The organism is Peribacillus sp. NPDC006672 (genome assembly GCF_050274955.1).
GTDB lineage: Bacteria > Bacillota > Bacilli > Bacillales > DSM-1321 > Peribacillus.
Genome location: NZ_JBNNOR010000022.1, coordinates 1 through 15,509, shown reverse-complemented (window position 1 = coordinate 15,509; position 15,509 = coordinate 1). Strand labels below are relative to the sequence as shown.

At 41.3% G+C, this 15,509-nt stretch carries 15 protein-coding genes and 1 riboswitch; of the genes, 10 read left to right on the top strand and 5 right to left on the bottom strand.

Features of this window, described 5'->3' with window-relative positions:
• Positions 1 to 4: 4 nt before the first annotated feature.
• The 6 genes from ACQKKK_RS23325 to ACQKKK_RS23300 all read left to right on the top strand — a co-directional run bounded on the left by ACQKKK_RS23325 (position 5) and on the right by ACQKKK_RS23300 (position 8,457).
• Positions 5 to 619, top strand: coding sequence for a DedA family protein (locus ACQKKK_RS23325; protein WP_427619465.1), 615 nt, complete (start codon positions 5 to 7; stop codon positions 617 to 619).
• A gap of 182 nt (positions 620 to 801) precedes the next feature.
• Entirely contained in the window at positions 802 to 2,439 is a 1,638-nt protein-coding gene (locus tag ACQKKK_RS23320) for a spore germination protein (protein WP_427619463.1), read from the top strand.
• Positions 2,429 to 3,652, top strand: a complete 1,224-nt coding sequence (locus tag ACQKKK_RS23315; protein ID WP_427619461.1) for a Ger(x)C family spore germination protein — start codon at positions 2,429 to 2,431, stop codon at positions 3,650 to 3,652. The genes ACQKKK_RS23320 and ACQKKK_RS23315 overlap by 11 nt, the downstream gene beginning before the upstream one ends.
• A gap of 21 nt (positions 3,653 to 3,673) precedes the next feature.
• Positions 3,674 to 4,792 (top strand): GerAB/ArcD/ProY family transporter, encoded by a 1,119-nt coding sequence (locus ACQKKK_RS23310; protein WP_427619459.1) that lies wholly within the window; start codon positions 3,674 to 3,676, stop codon positions 4,790 to 4,792.
• 18 nt (positions 4,793 to 4,810) lie between these two features.
• Entirely contained in the window at positions 4,811 to 5,044 is a 234-nt protein-coding gene (locus ACQKKK_RS23305) for a hypothetical protein (RefSeq protein ID WP_427619457.1), read from the top strand.
• Between the two features lie 191 nt (positions 5,045 to 5,235).
• Positions 5,236 to 8,457: an SNF2 helicase associated domain-containing protein gene (locus ACQKKK_RS23300; RefSeq protein WP_427619455.1), complete on the top strand. Its 3,222-nt coding sequence runs from the start codon at positions 5,236 to 5,238 to the stop codon at positions 8,455 to 8,457.
• A 159-nt stretch (positions 8,458 to 8,616) separates the two neighbouring features.
• On the opposite strand, the gene ACQKKK_RS23295 is transcribed toward ACQKKK_RS23300, so the two are convergent.
• Positions 8,617 to 8,802: a hypothetical protein gene (locus ACQKKK_RS23295; RefSeq protein WP_427619453.1), complete on the bottom strand. Its 186-nt coding sequence runs from the start codon at positions 8,800 to 8,802 to the stop codon at positions 8,617 to 8,619.
• Positions 8,803 to 9,188: 386 nt separating this feature from the next.
• Here ACQKKK_RS23295 and ACQKKK_RS23290 point away from each other — a divergent pair, with 386 nt between their 5' ends.
• The 3 genes from ACQKKK_RS23290 to ACQKKK_RS23280 all read left to right on the top strand — a co-directional run bounded on the left by ACQKKK_RS23290 (position 9,189) and on the right by ACQKKK_RS23280 (position 10,773).
• A complete protein-coding gene (locus ACQKKK_RS23290; protein ID WP_427619452.1) occupies positions 9,189 to 9,671 on the top strand; it encodes a DUF2975 domain-containing protein in 483 nt (160 codons plus the stop codon).
• Positions 9,672 to 9,681: 10 nt separating this feature from the next.
• Positions 9,682 to 9,903: a helix-turn-helix domain-containing protein gene (locus tag ACQKKK_RS23285; RefSeq protein WP_427619450.1), complete on the top strand. Its 222-nt coding sequence runs from the start codon at positions 9,682 to 9,684 to the stop codon at positions 9,901 to 9,903.
• Positions 9,904 to 9,981: 78 nt separating this feature from the next.
• Entirely contained in the window at positions 9,982 to 10,773 is a 792-nt protein-coding gene (locus tag ACQKKK_RS23280; RefSeq protein ID WP_427619448.1) for a DUF817 domain-containing protein, read from the top strand.
• 152 nt (positions 10,774 to 10,925) lie between these two features.
• On the opposite strand, the gene ACQKKK_RS23275 is transcribed toward ACQKKK_RS23280, so the two are convergent.
• Positions 10,926 to 11,240 carry a DMT family transporter gene (locus ACQKKK_RS23275; protein WP_370016139.1) on the bottom strand — a complete coding sequence of 105 codons (315 nt, stop codon included), beginning with the start codon at positions 11,238 to 11,240 and terminating at the stop codon, positions 10,926 to 10,928.
• Complete coding sequence (locus ACQKKK_RS23270) at positions 11,240 to 11,581, bottom strand: DMT family transporter (RefSeq protein WP_427619446.1); 342 nt, start codon at positions 11,579 to 11,581, stop codon at positions 11,240 to 11,242. Before ACQKKK_RS23270 ends, ACQKKK_RS23275 begins: the two co-directional genes overlap by 1 nt.
• A gap of 72 nt (positions 11,582 to 11,653) precedes the next feature.
• Positions 11,654 to 11,754: riboswitch (guanidine-I (ykkC/yxkD leader) on the bottom strand.
• A 180-nt stretch (positions 11,755 to 11,934) separates the two neighbouring features.
• Between ACQKKK_RS23270 and ACQKKK_RS23265 the strand changes: the two genes are divergently transcribed.
• Positions 11,935 to 12,936 (top strand): tyrosinase family protein, encoded by a 1,002-nt coding sequence (locus ACQKKK_RS23265; protein ID WP_427619444.1) that lies wholly within the window; start codon positions 11,935 to 11,937, stop codon positions 12,934 to 12,936.
• 579 nt (positions 12,937 to 13,515) lie between these two features.
• Here the strand turns inward: ACQKKK_RS23265 and ACQKKK_RS23260 are convergent.
• Both ACQKKK_RS23260 and ACQKKK_RS23255 read right to left on the bottom strand, forming a co-directional pair.
• Complete coding sequence (locus ACQKKK_RS23260) at positions 13,516 to 14,625, bottom strand: lactonase family protein (RefSeq protein WP_427619442.1); 1,110 nt, start codon at positions 14,623 to 14,625, stop codon at positions 13,516 to 13,518.
• Positions 14,626 to 14,888: 263 nt separating this feature from the next.
• The gene (locus ACQKKK_RS23255) at positions 14,889 to 15,422 is read right to left on the bottom strand and encodes a hypothetical protein (RefSeq protein ID WP_427619440.1); all 534 of its coding nucleotides are present in this window, start codon (positions 15,420 to 15,422) and stop codon (positions 14,889 to 14,891) included.
• Positions 15,423 to 15,509: the final 87 nt, after the last annotated feature.

Sequence of the window (15,509 nt, the reverse complement as noted above, 5' to 3'; positions counted from 1 at the left end):
TTAAATGGAAAACTGGATTACGGATTTCATGAATGATTTTGGGTATATAGGAATCTTTCTATTAATAGCATTGGAAAATATTTTCCCGCCGATCCCGTCAGAGGTCATTCTGACTTTTGGCGGTTTCATGACGACGACGGCGAATATGACAATTATCGGTGTCGTGATCGCATCGACACTAGGGTCAGTGGCAGGAGCGGTCGTCCTTTATGGGATCGGTTTACTTCTTGATGTGAAAATAATTGAAAAGTTCGTGGATAGATGGGGGCATATTTTTCGGTTAACGGTATCGGACGTCCATAAGGCGAATTCATGGTTTGATAAGTACGGGGCCTGGACCGTGTTTTTCTGTAGACTCGTTCCGCTGATCAGAAGCTTGATCTCGATTCCTGCAGGCATGTCCCATATGAGCTTTTGGCTCTTTCTGCTATACACTACATCCGGTACGTTAATTTGGAACGTCATCTTGGTGAATATCGGGGCGGCCGTTGGATCTTCGTGGGAAGATATTGTAGGGTATATGGACATTTATTCAAGCATCGTTTATGCAATATTGGCCTTGCTATTGATTCTTTTCGTTGTTTTGATTTTTAGAAGGAATAAAGGCAAAGGGAAATAATCTTAAGTGTAGTTGATTGGGCCAAACGAAAACGGCGCTTTCATTACATAACTGAATATAACCGCCAAAGGCTGTCATTGCGACAGCCTTTTTCATGTGTGAGGAAGAAGGTGGAACTCAGAATAAAGGGAATGTGCTTTGGACAAAATGAGTGAAACGAAAAAGGAATGAGGTTCGGTGCTATGGCTTCTTTTTTCAAACAAAAAAGACAAATGAAGCAACATGAAAAGAAAAAGGAAGATGAAGGTCAATCTAAAAGTAAAACACCTGATTATATTGAAAGTTCCATTTCGGCCAATCTGGAAATCGTGAAGAATAAGACGGGAAACAGTCCGGACATTATTATCCGAACGTTGAAAATAGGTCAAAATCCGGAGATAAAAACGACTATTTTGTATGTGCAGGGTCTGATTGATAATCCAAGCGTTACGGACTTTTTAATTGAATCTATCATGAAAAACCCTCATCTATCAGAAAAAATACTTCCACAAGAAGCATTGGATGTAATCTCTGAAGACGTGATTTCCCTCGGTGGTGTAGAAACCGTAAAGGAATGGGAAAAATTATTTTTGTCATTATTATCAGGGGATAGCATCATTTTTGTTGATGGTATAAACATAGCTTTGGTTGCCAGTACAAAAGGGGGAGAACGGCGCTCGATTCAGGAACCAAGCACGCATTTGACTGTCAGGGGATCAAGAGAAGGGTTCACGGAATCGAATGGAACGAACATCGCCATGTTACGCCGCATCATCAATACCCCAGATTTATGGATAGAGTCGATGAAAATAGGCACGGTGACAAAAACGGATGTTTCCATCATGTATATAAATGGGATTGCCAAGGAAGGGATCGTCGAAGAGGTCAAGAAGCGCTTAAACCGAATTAACATCGATAGCATTCTTGAATCAGGATATATTGAGCAATTGATAGAAGACCAGGTCATGACGCCATTCCCAACCCTTAATCATACAGAACGGCCGGATATGGTCGCAGGGAACCTACTGGAAGGAAGAGTGGCTATATTCGTTAATGGAACGCCTTTTGTCTTGGTGGCACCGGCCTTATTCGTCCAGTTTTTCCAATCTGTCGAAGATTACTATAATCGCTTCGATATTGCTTCAGCCACACGCTTTTTACGGATCATCGTTTTTATAATCTCTATAGTCGGGCCTGCTGTCTATGTTGCAGCCACGACTTTTCATCAGGAAATGATCCCAACGAAGTTGCTGATCATCGTTGCGGCCCAAAGGGAAACGGTTCCTTTGCCGGCCGTCATTGAAGCGCTTCTCATGGAAATGACCTTTGAAATATTAAGGGAAGCAAGCCTTCGGATGCCAAAGGCTGTCGGTTCGACCATGTCCATTGTAGGGGCATTGGTGATTGGGCAGGCGGCAGTCCAGGCTGGCATCGTATCGCCGGCAATGGTCATTATCGTTTCGATCACGGCGATTGCCAGTTTTGCTACCCCATCTTATGCAATAGCCATTTCCGCCCGTATAGTGCGTTTTGGATTTATTATTTGTGCCGGTGTTTTAGGTTTTTATGGCATGATTTTAGCCTTTATCGTCCTTATTGTCCATTTATGCAGCCTTCGTTCACTTGGAGTTCCTTATATGACACCGCTGGCCCCTCTGAATCCGGAAGGGTTAGGCGACACATTTTTCAGAAGACCGATGTGGGCGTTTAAAGAGAGGCCCAAATTAGTAACCAACCAAAATAATCTGATAAGGGAAGGCGATAATCAAAGACCTCTGCCTCCTGAATCGCGTGGAATGAAAACTTCTGACCAGAAAAAAGGTGAAGGCAATGAATCGTAAACGATTAGTCCTGCTCTTGATGTTGATCGGCACTACATTCACCTCCGGCTGTTGGGATAAAAAAGAGTTAAACGAAATGGCCATCGTTTCGGCAGTGGGAGTCGATAAAAATAAAGAAGGAAAATTAGTGGCAACGTTTCAAATCATTAATCCAAGCAATGTTGCGGGAGCTCTTCAAGGGGGCGGCGGGACAAATCCACCCATCTCCATTTATAGGGCCAGCGGAGATAATATATTGGAAATGGATATTGTTGCTTCAACCAAAATTTCAAGGGATATGTATTTTGCCCATGCAAACCTGATTGTCATAAGTGAGGAAATAGCAAAAGAAGAGGGCATCAACGCGGTTTTTGATGCCTTTGAACGTTCCCCGGAATTTAGGGCGACTACGAGGATCGTGATTGCTCGTGGTGTAAAAGCAAGGGATATAGTCGAAACGCTGACGGCAATCGATAAAGTAACAGCTGAAAAAATCATCAAGACAATTGAATCTACGGAAAAACAGCAGGGCGGAAGTGTCAATATCAATCTTCAAGAAGTGATCAAGAATCTTGTAAGTACCGGAAAAGAACCGATAATAAGTGGTTTTACCGTGAACGGTCAGAAAGGGAAAGAGGACAAAATGGAGAATACCCAGTCTTCGGATATTAAGGCAAACCCAAAAGCAGCTGGTATAGGTGTTTTTAAAGATGGAAAATTGGTTGACTGGCTGGATGGTGACATGGCAAAAGGCTCAATGTGGGTAATGGATAGGATTGAACATACAAACCTGAACATTGATTGGAAGGGCAAAAAAGACGCAATAACCTATCAAGTGATTCGCCAAAAAACCAATGTTTCGATAAAAATGGAAAATGGTAAACCAAAGGTCTTTATAAAAGTCCGTGCAGAAGGAGATATTCGCGAAGCGAATGTTCCTGTGAACCTTGGCAATCCGCACGTTCTGATAGACATTGAAAAGAAATTGGCAAAAGATTTAAAAAAGGAGACGGAAGGTGCAATCGTTCGTGCCCAAAAAAATAAATCCGATATTTTTGGATTTGGTGAAATCATGCATGAATCCCATCCAAAAGTATGGAAGAAGTTAGAAAAGGATTGGGACGATGTTACTTTTCCTAAGCTGGAGGCACAGGTGCAGGTAGAGACTTTCATTCGCCGTACAGGATTACGTAATAAGCCGTATCTTTCAAATATTAAAAAGGGTGATCAATAATGGGAAGGAAGTGGCATCCTCATGGAAAAGGCAAAAATTAGCGGCTATCAGCTGTTCGTCCTTATTTTCCTGTTTGAAATGGGCAGTGCTCTATTGGTTCCTCTTGCAGGAGATGCTAAACAGGGTGCTTGGCTAGTCATTCTTATTGCGATGATAGGCGGTTTTTTATTATTTTTCGTTTATTATGGCCTTTTTCAATACTACCCTGATCAGCTGTTAACTGATTTTGTAAGAAATATATTGGGGAACTTCTTAGGAAGGATAGTAGCCTTTTTATACATTCTTTATTTCGTTTATCTCGCTGCAAGGGTGTTGAGGGATTTCGGGGAGACACTGCTTACTTTTGCCTATCCTCACGTTCCATTATTTTTTGCTAATGCAACATTCATTTTGGTAGCGGTATTTACGGTTCGTAAAGGGATAGAGGTAATTGCAAGGACGGGTGAAATATTTTTTGTCTTGGAGAATTTACTTTTCCTGACATTCGTTTTTCTGATAGTCGTTTCAGGCATGATCCATTTAAACAACTTAAAGCCCGTTTTCGAAATCAGTGGGGCGGAGATGATGAAAATGGCCTTTACTGAAACCATATACTTTCCATTTGGCGAAATCATTGTCTTTTTTATGATTTTTCCTTATTTAAACGAACCTCAGCGACTGAAAAAAATTGGGATAGGGGGTTTGGTTACAGGCGGTATTTTTCTCGCGTTTACAATGGCTATGAACGTAGCGGTACTTGGAGTGGATCTTACAACTCGTTCGCAATATCCTCTGCTTACACTCATTCAGTCCATTGAGATCGCTGGCTTTCTCGAACGCCTCGATGTTTATTTTTTATTGAAGCTGATGATTGGCGGGTTCATCAAGGTAAGTATATTTACCTATGCAGCGATAACGGGTACGGCGAATGTTTTCAATGTTAAACAGCCCTCCAGACTTGCTTATCCGATCGGCTTTGTCATTTTACTGATTTCCATTATAATGGCAAGCAACTATTCGGAACATATCCAAGAAGGATTAGACGCCGTTCCGATATATATCCACCTCCCATTTCAAGTGATCATCCCAATGCTTCTCTTGATAATTGCCTTTTTTAAGAATCGAAAAAGAAGCAAGGCCAGCACCAAAATAAGTTCCTAAAAGGGGAATAGATGAAAAATGAAAATCTTCGGTATTACGGTTTTGATGCTGATTCCATTAGTGGCCTTTTCTTTAGGTATGGATATTCTTTTAGGATATGATTTGGATAATTCAATTAAGCATGCCTTGAACCCTTTTTTGGTGAAAGACCCGGCTGAACTAATCCTATTTCTTGTTCTTCTTGTGTCCTTATTGTTCAGCTTCATTTATCGAAAAAAAAAGAAAGGCAATAAAGTCAAAGGGCAACAATAAAGTTGCAATTCCCGTTGCTGAAGTAAAGATGAACTCCACTTTTCAAATCTTGATTTGAATGAGGGAGTTTGTCTTTTTGCTTTTTTGCAACCTCGTATACCCATTTCATAGTATGATGATTAAATGAGCTTTATTTTTCAGCGGAATGTAAAATCAATTAACAAAAAAACCTCAGGAGGGAGGACGGCAATTTGGATATCAAATTAAATCAAAAAATCATAAAAGACATGTGCGGGGCCGTCTCCTTCAAAAGAGGGGAAGCTTTTCATCGTGCCAATAAAGTGACATTTGAAAGTTACCGTCCTGATGGTTGTGAAGCAACGGTTAAAGGAATGGAAGATTTCCATGTCTCGATTGAAGTGGATTCTGTCGGTGGTTTTCAGACTAAATGCAGTTGTCCATCGTTAGCTTCCTACCAAAGGGATTGTCAGCATATTGCAGCTGTTCTGCTGGCGGTTTGCGATCACCAGCGAGATGGAACGATCCCTGATGGCCTAAATGTATCTCGTTCTGATATTTCAGCCAATAAGAAGTTGTCTGAGGGCTTGCTGACCCTATTCAATAATCAGCCTGTACGCAAAAGCGGTCATCAGCTTCACTTTGAAAACAGGCAATTGCTTGATGCAGAGTTTACGTGTAAACCTGTAAGGATAGTTACTGGACAATATATGTTAGGAATGGAAATGAAAATCGGTTCTTTCAATTTGTTGAATGTCCGGGATTTCCTGAAACGGGTAAAAGAAGGAAAAACTGCCCAATTGACCCTTTCTTTTAAATATGACCCGGAACTGCATTGTTTTCATAAGGAAACGGATTCAGTGCTTCAGGAGCTTATTACGGTGATATCGGATGAAAAGGTTTATGTTGATGCCCTTACGGACAAATTTGAATATACAATGGACGATCACTTATTACTTCTGCCTCCATCTTCCTTTCAAAGGCTTGTCCCCATCCTTGGCAGGGCGCCATTGGTGAAGCTTGCATATGGAGGCCATACATTTGATGGTCTTCGTTTATCCGGCGAACCGCTTCCTTTACAGTTTGATTTTACCCAAAGCGAGGGCAAAGATTATCAACTGAATATTAAAGGTTTGAATGAGATGATCGTGATGAATGCATACAAAACGGTTCTATTTGAAGGGAATTTGGTTCAGCTCGAAAAAGAAGATTGCCAACGCCTTTCAGAATTGAAGCAAATGCTCGAGGATTCTGGAATGAATCGAATTCCAATCCATCATGACCAACTGGAATTATTTCTGGACAAAGTGGTACCAGGTTTGAAAAGACTTGGTGAAGTCCATATAGCAAGGTCCATCACCGAACTGTTTTTGAAGACACCACTGGTTGCTAAGCTATACTTGGATCGAGTGAAAAACAGGCTGCTTGCGGGGCTTGAATTCCACTATGAAAATATCGTAATCAACCCATTGGAAAAACAGGAATCCAAGGCAGTCGCCATGCTTATAAGGGATGTGGATAAGGAGGCGGAGATACTAAAGCTTATGGAGGAAAGCCTGTTTGCCGAGACTGACGGAGGCTATTTCTTACATAATGAAGAGTTGGAGTATGAGTTTTTATACCACATCGTTCCAAAACTTCAAAAGCTGGTACAAATCTATGCCACGACAGCTGTAAGAAACCGGATTTCCCGTGGGAATGCTGCACCCCGCATTAGGGTGAAAATCAAAAAAGAACGGACCGATTGGCTGGAATTCAAATTTGAAATGGATGCGATCCCCGATAAACAAATACGTGAGGTCTTAGCAGCGCTTGAAGAGAAAAGGAAGTACTATCGTTTAAGAAATGGATCGCTGCTTTCCCTTGAAACAAGGGAGTTCGAGGAAATCAATCGGTTTCTGAATGCACTTCCCGTACAGAATGAAGACCTGGAAAACAGTCTGAATATGCCAATCGTAAAAGGGCTGCAGCTCCTTGATTCCGTTAATGACAGCAAGACATTCACAATGGAGGAATCATTCCGTCAATTTTTGGATAACATCAGGAACCCGAGTGCCTTGGAGTTCGTGGTGCCAATTAGTCTAGGACCGATCTTGCGCGATTATCAAAAAAACGGCTACAAATGGATGAAAATACTTGCCCAATACGGATTTGGCGGGATTCTGGCTGATGATATGGGACTGGGAAAAACACTGCAAAGCATCACGTTCATTTTATCGGAGCTGCCTGACATCCGTAAGAAAAGGGTCCCTGCGCTTATTGTCTGCCCTTCATCATTAACCTACAATTGGCTGAGCGAATTCACTAAATTCGCCCCTGAAATACAAGCCGTCGTCGTGGATGGCCACAAAAAGGAAAGGTCGAAGCTGTTAAAGGAATTAATGGACGTGGATGTAGTGATCACCTCTTATCCATTGCTCCGGAAGGACATCACGTGGTTTGAAAAAGAGGACTTCCATACGGTGTTTTTCGATGAGGCACAGGCCTTTAAGAACCCAGGGACACAAACGGCACGAGCAGCAAAGAAAATAAAAGCGGCACATCGCTTCGCGTTAACTGGTACACCTATCGAGAATTCACTAGAAGAACTTTGGTCCCTTTTCCACGTAGTATTCCCTGAACTATTCATGGGGTTAAAGGAGTATAGTAACCTCTCAAGGAAGAAGATTTCCCGGAGGATCCGGCCATTTTTGCTGCGGAGAATGAAAGAGGATGTGCTTGAGGAACTCCCGGAAAAAGTCGAGTCGCTGGAATCGATGGAAATGCTTCCAGATCAGAAGAAACTGTACGCTGCCTATCTGGCGAAGCTGAGGCATGATACATTGAAACACCTGGACAAGGATACCCTCCGGAAAAATCGGATTAGGATTCTTGCTGGCTTGACCCGGCTCCGGCAGATTTGCTGTCATCCCGCCTTGTTTGTGGACGGTTATAAGGGCAGTTCGGCAAAATATGAGCAACTGATGCAAATTGTTGAGGAATCGAAGCTTTCTGGAAGACGAGTACTGATTTTCTCGCAATTTACAAAAATGCTTCAAATCATCGGCAGGGATTTGGCTATTAAAGGACAGGCCTTTTTCTACTTGGATGGACAAACTCCATCAAAGGAACGTGTGGAAATCTGCAATCGGTTTAATGCAGGAGAACGGGATGTATTCCTCATTTCATTGAAAGCGGGCGGTACGGGTCTCAATCTGACGGGTGCCGATACAGTTATTCTATATGACCTTTGGTGGAATCCAGCAGTGGAAGAACAAGCCGCGGACCGTGCCCATCGAATGGGGCAGAAGAATGTGGTCCAGGTCATCAAACTTGTTGCCCGTGGCACAATTGAAGAAAAAATGAATGAACTGCAAGAGAAAAAGAGACACCTTATTGAAGAAATCATCGACCCTGGGGAAAAATCATCATCTGCACTTACAGAAGAGGATATTAGGGAAATCCTGATGATATAAGAGAGGAAAAAACGTAATATTATCAGTGCCGTTATCCTAAAGCTATAAAAGAAGATGGGATAGCATCTCGTCAGCCCAAGAAGGCCGCCCTCTAATTGGCGGCCTTTAATATTGGAGGGGACCATGGATATCCGGGATATGGGCCAGCCATACCAATCACTAAATCGATTTCTTCATGCCGCACTCTCTGCACTTACGAATATATACATAATTCTTGACCGAACTCTCGAACTGGGCCTTCCCGCAATTGTCACACCGTCCACTAACAATGTCAGGATGGTCATTGTAATCATAAATGATTGTAGTGTCATATTCCTTTTTTTCTTCTGGGATTTCTTCGGACAAAGTAAAATCACCTTCACTAAATTATTTAACTCATGTATCATACCAAAAATTCAATGGAGCATGTAGGTGGTTTGAAATAAAATGAGGATTTTTAGGAAGCATGTATTTTTCCTATGAAACATGTTTTAATCCGACCGAAAAAAATTGAAACCCTTGAAAATCGAGGAAGAAAGGATACGGGCTGGATTGCTGGGTAGCAAATTATAAATCATGTTTAAAGTTATGGAGCATTTCTTTGTAAGTGAGGAATGCTTTTTTTGTTTTTTTAAAATGTAAAGGATATTTCTTTAACAACAATAATATAATAAAAAACAACAATGTTTTATTGTAATACGATAAATGTTGTGTTAAATTCAATTTGACATAAATTAAATGAGGTGCTTTTTATGAAACAAGTGTCAACGATCTTTTTAAAGATAGCTGTTATTCTTATTGGAATGCCGATTCTTGCTTTGTGCATCTTTTTGGTGCCTAAGATAGCGAAGTTTGCAGCAGAATTGTATCCAGATATGGCTTATTTGAAATATCTCGTTTTAATCGATTTGTATGCATCGGCGATACCATTTTACTTTGCTCTATATCAAGCTTTTAAACTTTTAAGCTACATTGACAAGAACAAAGCTTTCTCGGAATTATCTGTAAGAGCTCTAAAGAAAATAAAGAACTGTGCCATCACAATCAGTGGCTTGTATGTAGTAGGCATGCCGCTCTTTTATCTGATGGCGGAGATGGACGATGCCCCAGGTATCATATTAATCGGATTGGTCGTCATTTTTGCTTCAATGGTGATTGCAGTCTTTGCTGCTGTTCTTCAAAAGCTTTTACAAGAAGCCATCGATATAAAATCAGAAAATGACTTAATAGTCTGAGGTGAATAACATGGCAATTATAATCAATATTGATGTGATGCTGGCTAAAAGGAAAATGAGTGTTACAGAGCTTTCTGAGAGGGTTGGAATAACAATGGCTAACCTTTCCATATTGAAAAACGGCAAGGCAAAAGCGATTCGATTATCAACTTTAGAAGCGATTTGTAAGGCTTTAGATTGTCAACCTGGAGACATTTTAGAATACCGAAACGATGAAAACACCGAAGATTAATAGTTGAAGGGAAAAGAAAGATTTCATAAAAGGGGAGTTACTCATGAATTTAACCATTCGAAAGTGGAGGTACATATCATGCGAGCACTAAAACAACTCGTTCGGTTTGGTTGGGAGCAGGCCCTATCATGTTTGTTTCCTGTCGTTATTTTTGCCTCTTTGGCTTTTACAAAATTCATTCCGCTCCCCTTCATGCCACGGTATGACTGGCTGCTCATCATTTGTCTTCTGATGCAATGGTGGATGGTGCGTTCCGGGCTTGAAACAAGGGATGAGCTAAAGGTTATCACATTATTTCACCTTATTGGACTTGCTCTTGAACTTTTCAAGGTACATATGGGCTCCTGGACTTATCCAGAGGAAGGATATTTCAAAATTTTCGGAGTGCCATTATATAGTGGATTCATGTACGCAAGTGTAGCGAGTTATCTTTGCCAGGCGTGGAGGAGGTTAAAGGTTGAACTGGTTAAGTGGCCACCGTTTTTGGTCGTTGTACCTCTTGCCGCTGCGATTTATTTGAATTTTTTCACACACCATTATTGGATTGATGTTCGTTGGTGGTTATCCGGACTTGTTATCATCGTCTTTTGGCGATCATTGGTCATATACGAGGTTGGTGGAACTCGTTATCGTATGCCACTCGCCCTTTCTTTTGTACTCATCGGATTTTTTATCTGGATAGCCGAAAATATCGCAACGTTCTTTAGAGCTTGGGAATACCCAAACCAAACCGAAGCATGGAGTCTCGTTCATCTAGGAAAGGTAAGTTCGTGGCTGTTATTAGTGATTGTTAGCTTTCTTATAGTAGCTACGCTAAAGCAGGTTAAGGGGAAAGACTCCACTGAGATGGATGCTGGTCAATTTTTATAAAATGACTTCACACAAGAAAATAAATAAGTAAAGACGACACATAAATGGATATATCTAAATTGTGCCGTCTTTATTTTTCTATGCTTTTATAGGTAATGCGGTGTCATATTCCGAATTTCTACAGACAAAAGTAAAATCACCTCCACTCATTCCTATGAAACAAGTTTTAATCCCACTGCTGCACCTAGGACCATGGCGATAAAAACGACCCTTCGCCAATCTTTGGATTCCCCATATAAGAGCATCCCGATTATCGCCCCACCTGATGCGCCGATTCCTGTCCAGATAGCATAAGCCGTCCCCATCGGCAAGGTTTGCATGGCGTAAGCAAGAAAAAGGAAACTTGCTCCAAATCCGATGAATAACAGCAGCAAGGATTGCCAATTACGGTCTTTGTGCAATTTATTTATCATCGCAACCCCAAACATTTCAAATAGCCCCGCTAAGATTAAAGAGACCCAAGCCATTATGCTTCCTCCCCTTTCTCAGCCTTATCATCAGTCACTAGCTTCAAGCCGACCACACCTGATAATAAAAGGAGGATCAATAGCGTTTTGCTCAGCTTGAAGGATTCTCCAAAGAAAATAATTTCTGAAAAAACGGTACCGGCTGTCCCCATACCGACAAAAACGGCATATACCGTTCCGACAGGAAGCTTCCTGCCAGCCATTATCATCAAGTAAAAACTGATGATGATCGAAATGACCGTTCCAGACCAAGTCCAAAAGTCATCTGCATGTTTTAAGCCAATCACCCAAAATACTTCAAAAAAAGCTGCAATGAATACTTTAATCCAGTTTGTGCTCATGAATTATCACACCTCCGATTTTATTCTTTACCAATAAAACAAAAAAAGCCCAAGAGATAACTGTTAAACAGTTTCTCCCAGGCTTTTATCCTTCCGTGACACAGCATGCTGTGAGTTTTCTCTCGGACCAGACCAGCAATAAGACGCACTGCGGAACCCTAGAAAACCTTTGAGATATGCAATTACCTTTCATTATACATACTTTTTGAACTTACTCAAGGTAAAAAGTTTTTCCAAGGACATGCCCAATTTAGACTAATATCCGCAAATGTCCCGTAACGTTTGCAGCAGTGATGACTTAATATATCCCAAGGTTTTTAGTTTAATTAAACATTGGGAAAAGAGGGCAAGTCATGACTGCTGAATATAACATTAGAAAAAATGCACTTCATCTTTCTGAACAGGAAAAAAGGAAATATATCCATGCTGTTTTGGTCTTAAAAGAAAAAGGGATATATAATCGGTACGTAGCGTGGCATGCTGCTGCAGGGAGATTTCAAACCCCTCCCGTTAAGCGCCCGGAAGCAGGGAACGATCCATTAGCATCGACCCGCAGTCATAATGATCATGGGGAGCGGACTGGGGCTGACAATGACAATATCCATGGAAGCCATGGTGATCAGCGAAATGCAGCTCATAGTGGGCCGGCGTTCTTGCCTTGGCATCGCTATTTCCTATGGCTGTTCGAACGCGATCTTCAATCCATTGACCCCAGTGTGACCATTCCCTACTGGGATTGGGCAGCGGATTCAGAATTGGAGGATCCAGCTTCATCCCCAATCTGGGATAGCGATTTTATGGGCGGAAACGGGAATAAAAGGAAAAACAACCTTGTCGATTCAGGACCTTTTGCCGCTGGGGGCTGGGAAGTTCTTGATGAGGAGGGGAAACCTTCAGGGGGATTGAAACGGAACTTCAGATCTAGTGAACAAGTTGCAAACCTGCCAACGAAACAAGACGTTCAAAACGTATTGAAAGTCACCCCTTTTGATGCACCACCGTGGAATTCCGAAAGCAATCCAAGTTTCCGAAATCAGCTTGAAGGATTTGTCGATGGACCGAACCTTCATAATCTAGTGCATGGCTGGGTCGGGGGACATATGGGTTCTGTACCTGTTTCGCCTAACGATCCAGTCTTCTTTTTACACCATGCCAATGTCGATCGGATATGGGCAATGTGGAAAATCCGGCACCGGGAGGAGAAATATCTCCCAAGAAGAGGTGGACCATTCAGCCATAACTTAAATGATCCTATGTTTCCGTGGGATATAACCCCCAAGGAGATGATCAATCATAGAAAATTGGGCTATATATACGATATGGAAAGGAAGATGGTGAAGGGAGATCACCATTGACTGAAGGTCAACAAGGTGCAGTGTGAGCACTGCGTCAATTTGTCGATAAAATGGAGTTCGGAATGATAACCATGATTTTTACTCGGTTGAAATCTAACTAGCTAGCCGAGTCGGCGGAAAGCTAAAGGAAGAATCATCCTCCATTGACTTTACTATTCGTAATAAAACAGATGTAATGACAGAACAAGATGTAGAGAGAATCTTTGATAGGGTTTATACAGGAGATACGCAAGAAATAAAAAAGGAACGGGACTAGGGTTATCTATTGTTGACTTGGAATAAAGATTGATGAAAAGTATGCTGCAAACGTTGATTTTATATATAGTAAAAACCCACTCATTTTGAAAAAAGATTGATCAAAATAAGTGGGTTTGGTTTTTAGGTGGAGTTAGTTTTTATAAAGGATTGATCATTTTGTGAACCTTAATGAACTAACGCACCCGTTAGTTTAAGTACATTTCTTCACAATCTTGCTTGCAATTATGTTGCCTCATAACAAAAGCCACCAATGTGTCGGCAGCCTTGTTTTTAGAAACTCCTGTATATTCTTTTCCTCCCAGTATGGTGAACCTAATAGAATCAAAGAACAGCTAAACCTTGCGACCCAAAGTAAGGAAAGTTAGTCCAGGCAGCAACCTGTAATCTTACTAGACTACCATCATCTTGGATATTAAATACTGACACTGTACCCTGATTTCCGTTAAGCGTATAGAGATATCGCCCATCTTGACTGACTTCAATATTCATAGGTAAACCGGTTGGTGTACCTGCTGGCGTACTGGAATTATGCCCGGCTACCGTTAAGGCACCGCTTCCGCTAATTCGATAAATGGTTATTGTACCGCTAAAGGTATTGGTCGCATATGCAAAACGTTCATTTTTTGATGCTGTCACCCAGCAAGTGGCCTTTTGTCCGGTCGGTATAGAGCCACTAATTACATGAAGGATTCCATTGTCACTTAAGGAATAGGAAGAAAGCGCATTAGAACCTACTTCCGTAACTAAAAGCAACCCTGAGGAAAGAAAATAAGAGCCAAAAGGCATATTGCCATTAGATTCGTTAATCATTGGTCCTGTCACTGTACCATTTTTGTTAACATTAAATATGCTGAGATGGTTTGTAGTAAGTTCAGGTATAATAATTTTACTTCCGTTCGGAGTGAAGAGGACTTGCGCGGGTTGTGCATTAATGGTGCTTAGAGAGCGATTAGATCCTGGAATAGGAAGGAGATGCCCGTTTTCTTCTATATAAAAACCCGAAATATTCGATGCAAAATGATTGGCGGCATCACCTACATTGGAGACATAAAGAAGGTTCCCGAATACACCGATGCTATTGGGTTGGGCGCCTCCCGATAGTTTTACGTCCGCAAAGATAAGACGCCCATTTTCAGTTACCATAAAACTGCTGATACTATTACTGCCTGCATTAACTGCAAAAAGGAAACGACCATCACTGGACAAAGTTAAAGAGCCTTGAGACTGAAGAGGATCGATTCCATCGTTCCGCAATGCGGTTGAGACTTCCTTTGTCCCCGTACCTTTTCCGTAGGTCGGATAGGAAGCCATAAAGGTGAGCAATCCATTCATGTCCTTGTAAAAGGCAATGATTTGATTCATTACTTCATTATTGGTCATCATGTACACCATACTCGCACGCGCACGAAAATAATTGTTCATTATCTGCATTTTATGACTCTCCTCCTTCCATAATTTTATATGGTTCTTTTGCCATTTACATTCCGAAAATGGAAGTAAATTGGTTTACAAAGAGAGGTGGACTATCATCCAACTTATCCCACTAACCTGCCCCGTTAGTTTATTAAGACAAGCTAACCTTATTCAAGAATCGCGCCCGATTGTTGAAAATTGTCCCGGAACACCAACACTGAAAGGATATTCAAGATAAGCACTCGAAGTAGATTATTGCCTAAAATACTTTTTTTATGAGACTATTTGTTTTTAATCCGATGCTGGAACGACAGAGTCGCAATAAATACAGTTACTCCCCACAAGAATAATCCTCCGTACGTTACCACATACACCCAAATGGCTAATCCTTCGGCGTATCCTTTTGGAAGCACTCCTAAAAATTGAAGAGCTGTCAAGAAGCTAATTAGAACTGTCAACACCCCAACTGACCATCCTGATATGATTAATAACCATTTTGGTAGTTTCTCCCCCCAGGAAGTCACGAGAGCTAAAGCAAATAAAGATGCCAGTATCGCCAAGATAGCTGTGAAGTCTATTCCGATGGTATATAACGTATTTAGAAAAGCAGATCCTTCTTTTAATGTATCACCAAGCCCTGCTACATCTTGTACAGCTTGTTTTGTTGTAAGTCCTACCGTTGATCCCCATGCCCAAAGCGATTTTAAAATTGCATACGGCAACAGTGCAAGAGCTGCAACATAGCCCCATCCTTTAGTCAAATAAGTTTTTTCAGCTATTTCTGACCTCATATGTTTCTCATGTTTCAAGCTCAAAAGACATTCTCCCTTCTCGTTTAAGAAATGAAGCCTATTAGTTTTAAAAATTACCTAAAAGTACAAAGTTTCAAAAATCTTCAAATA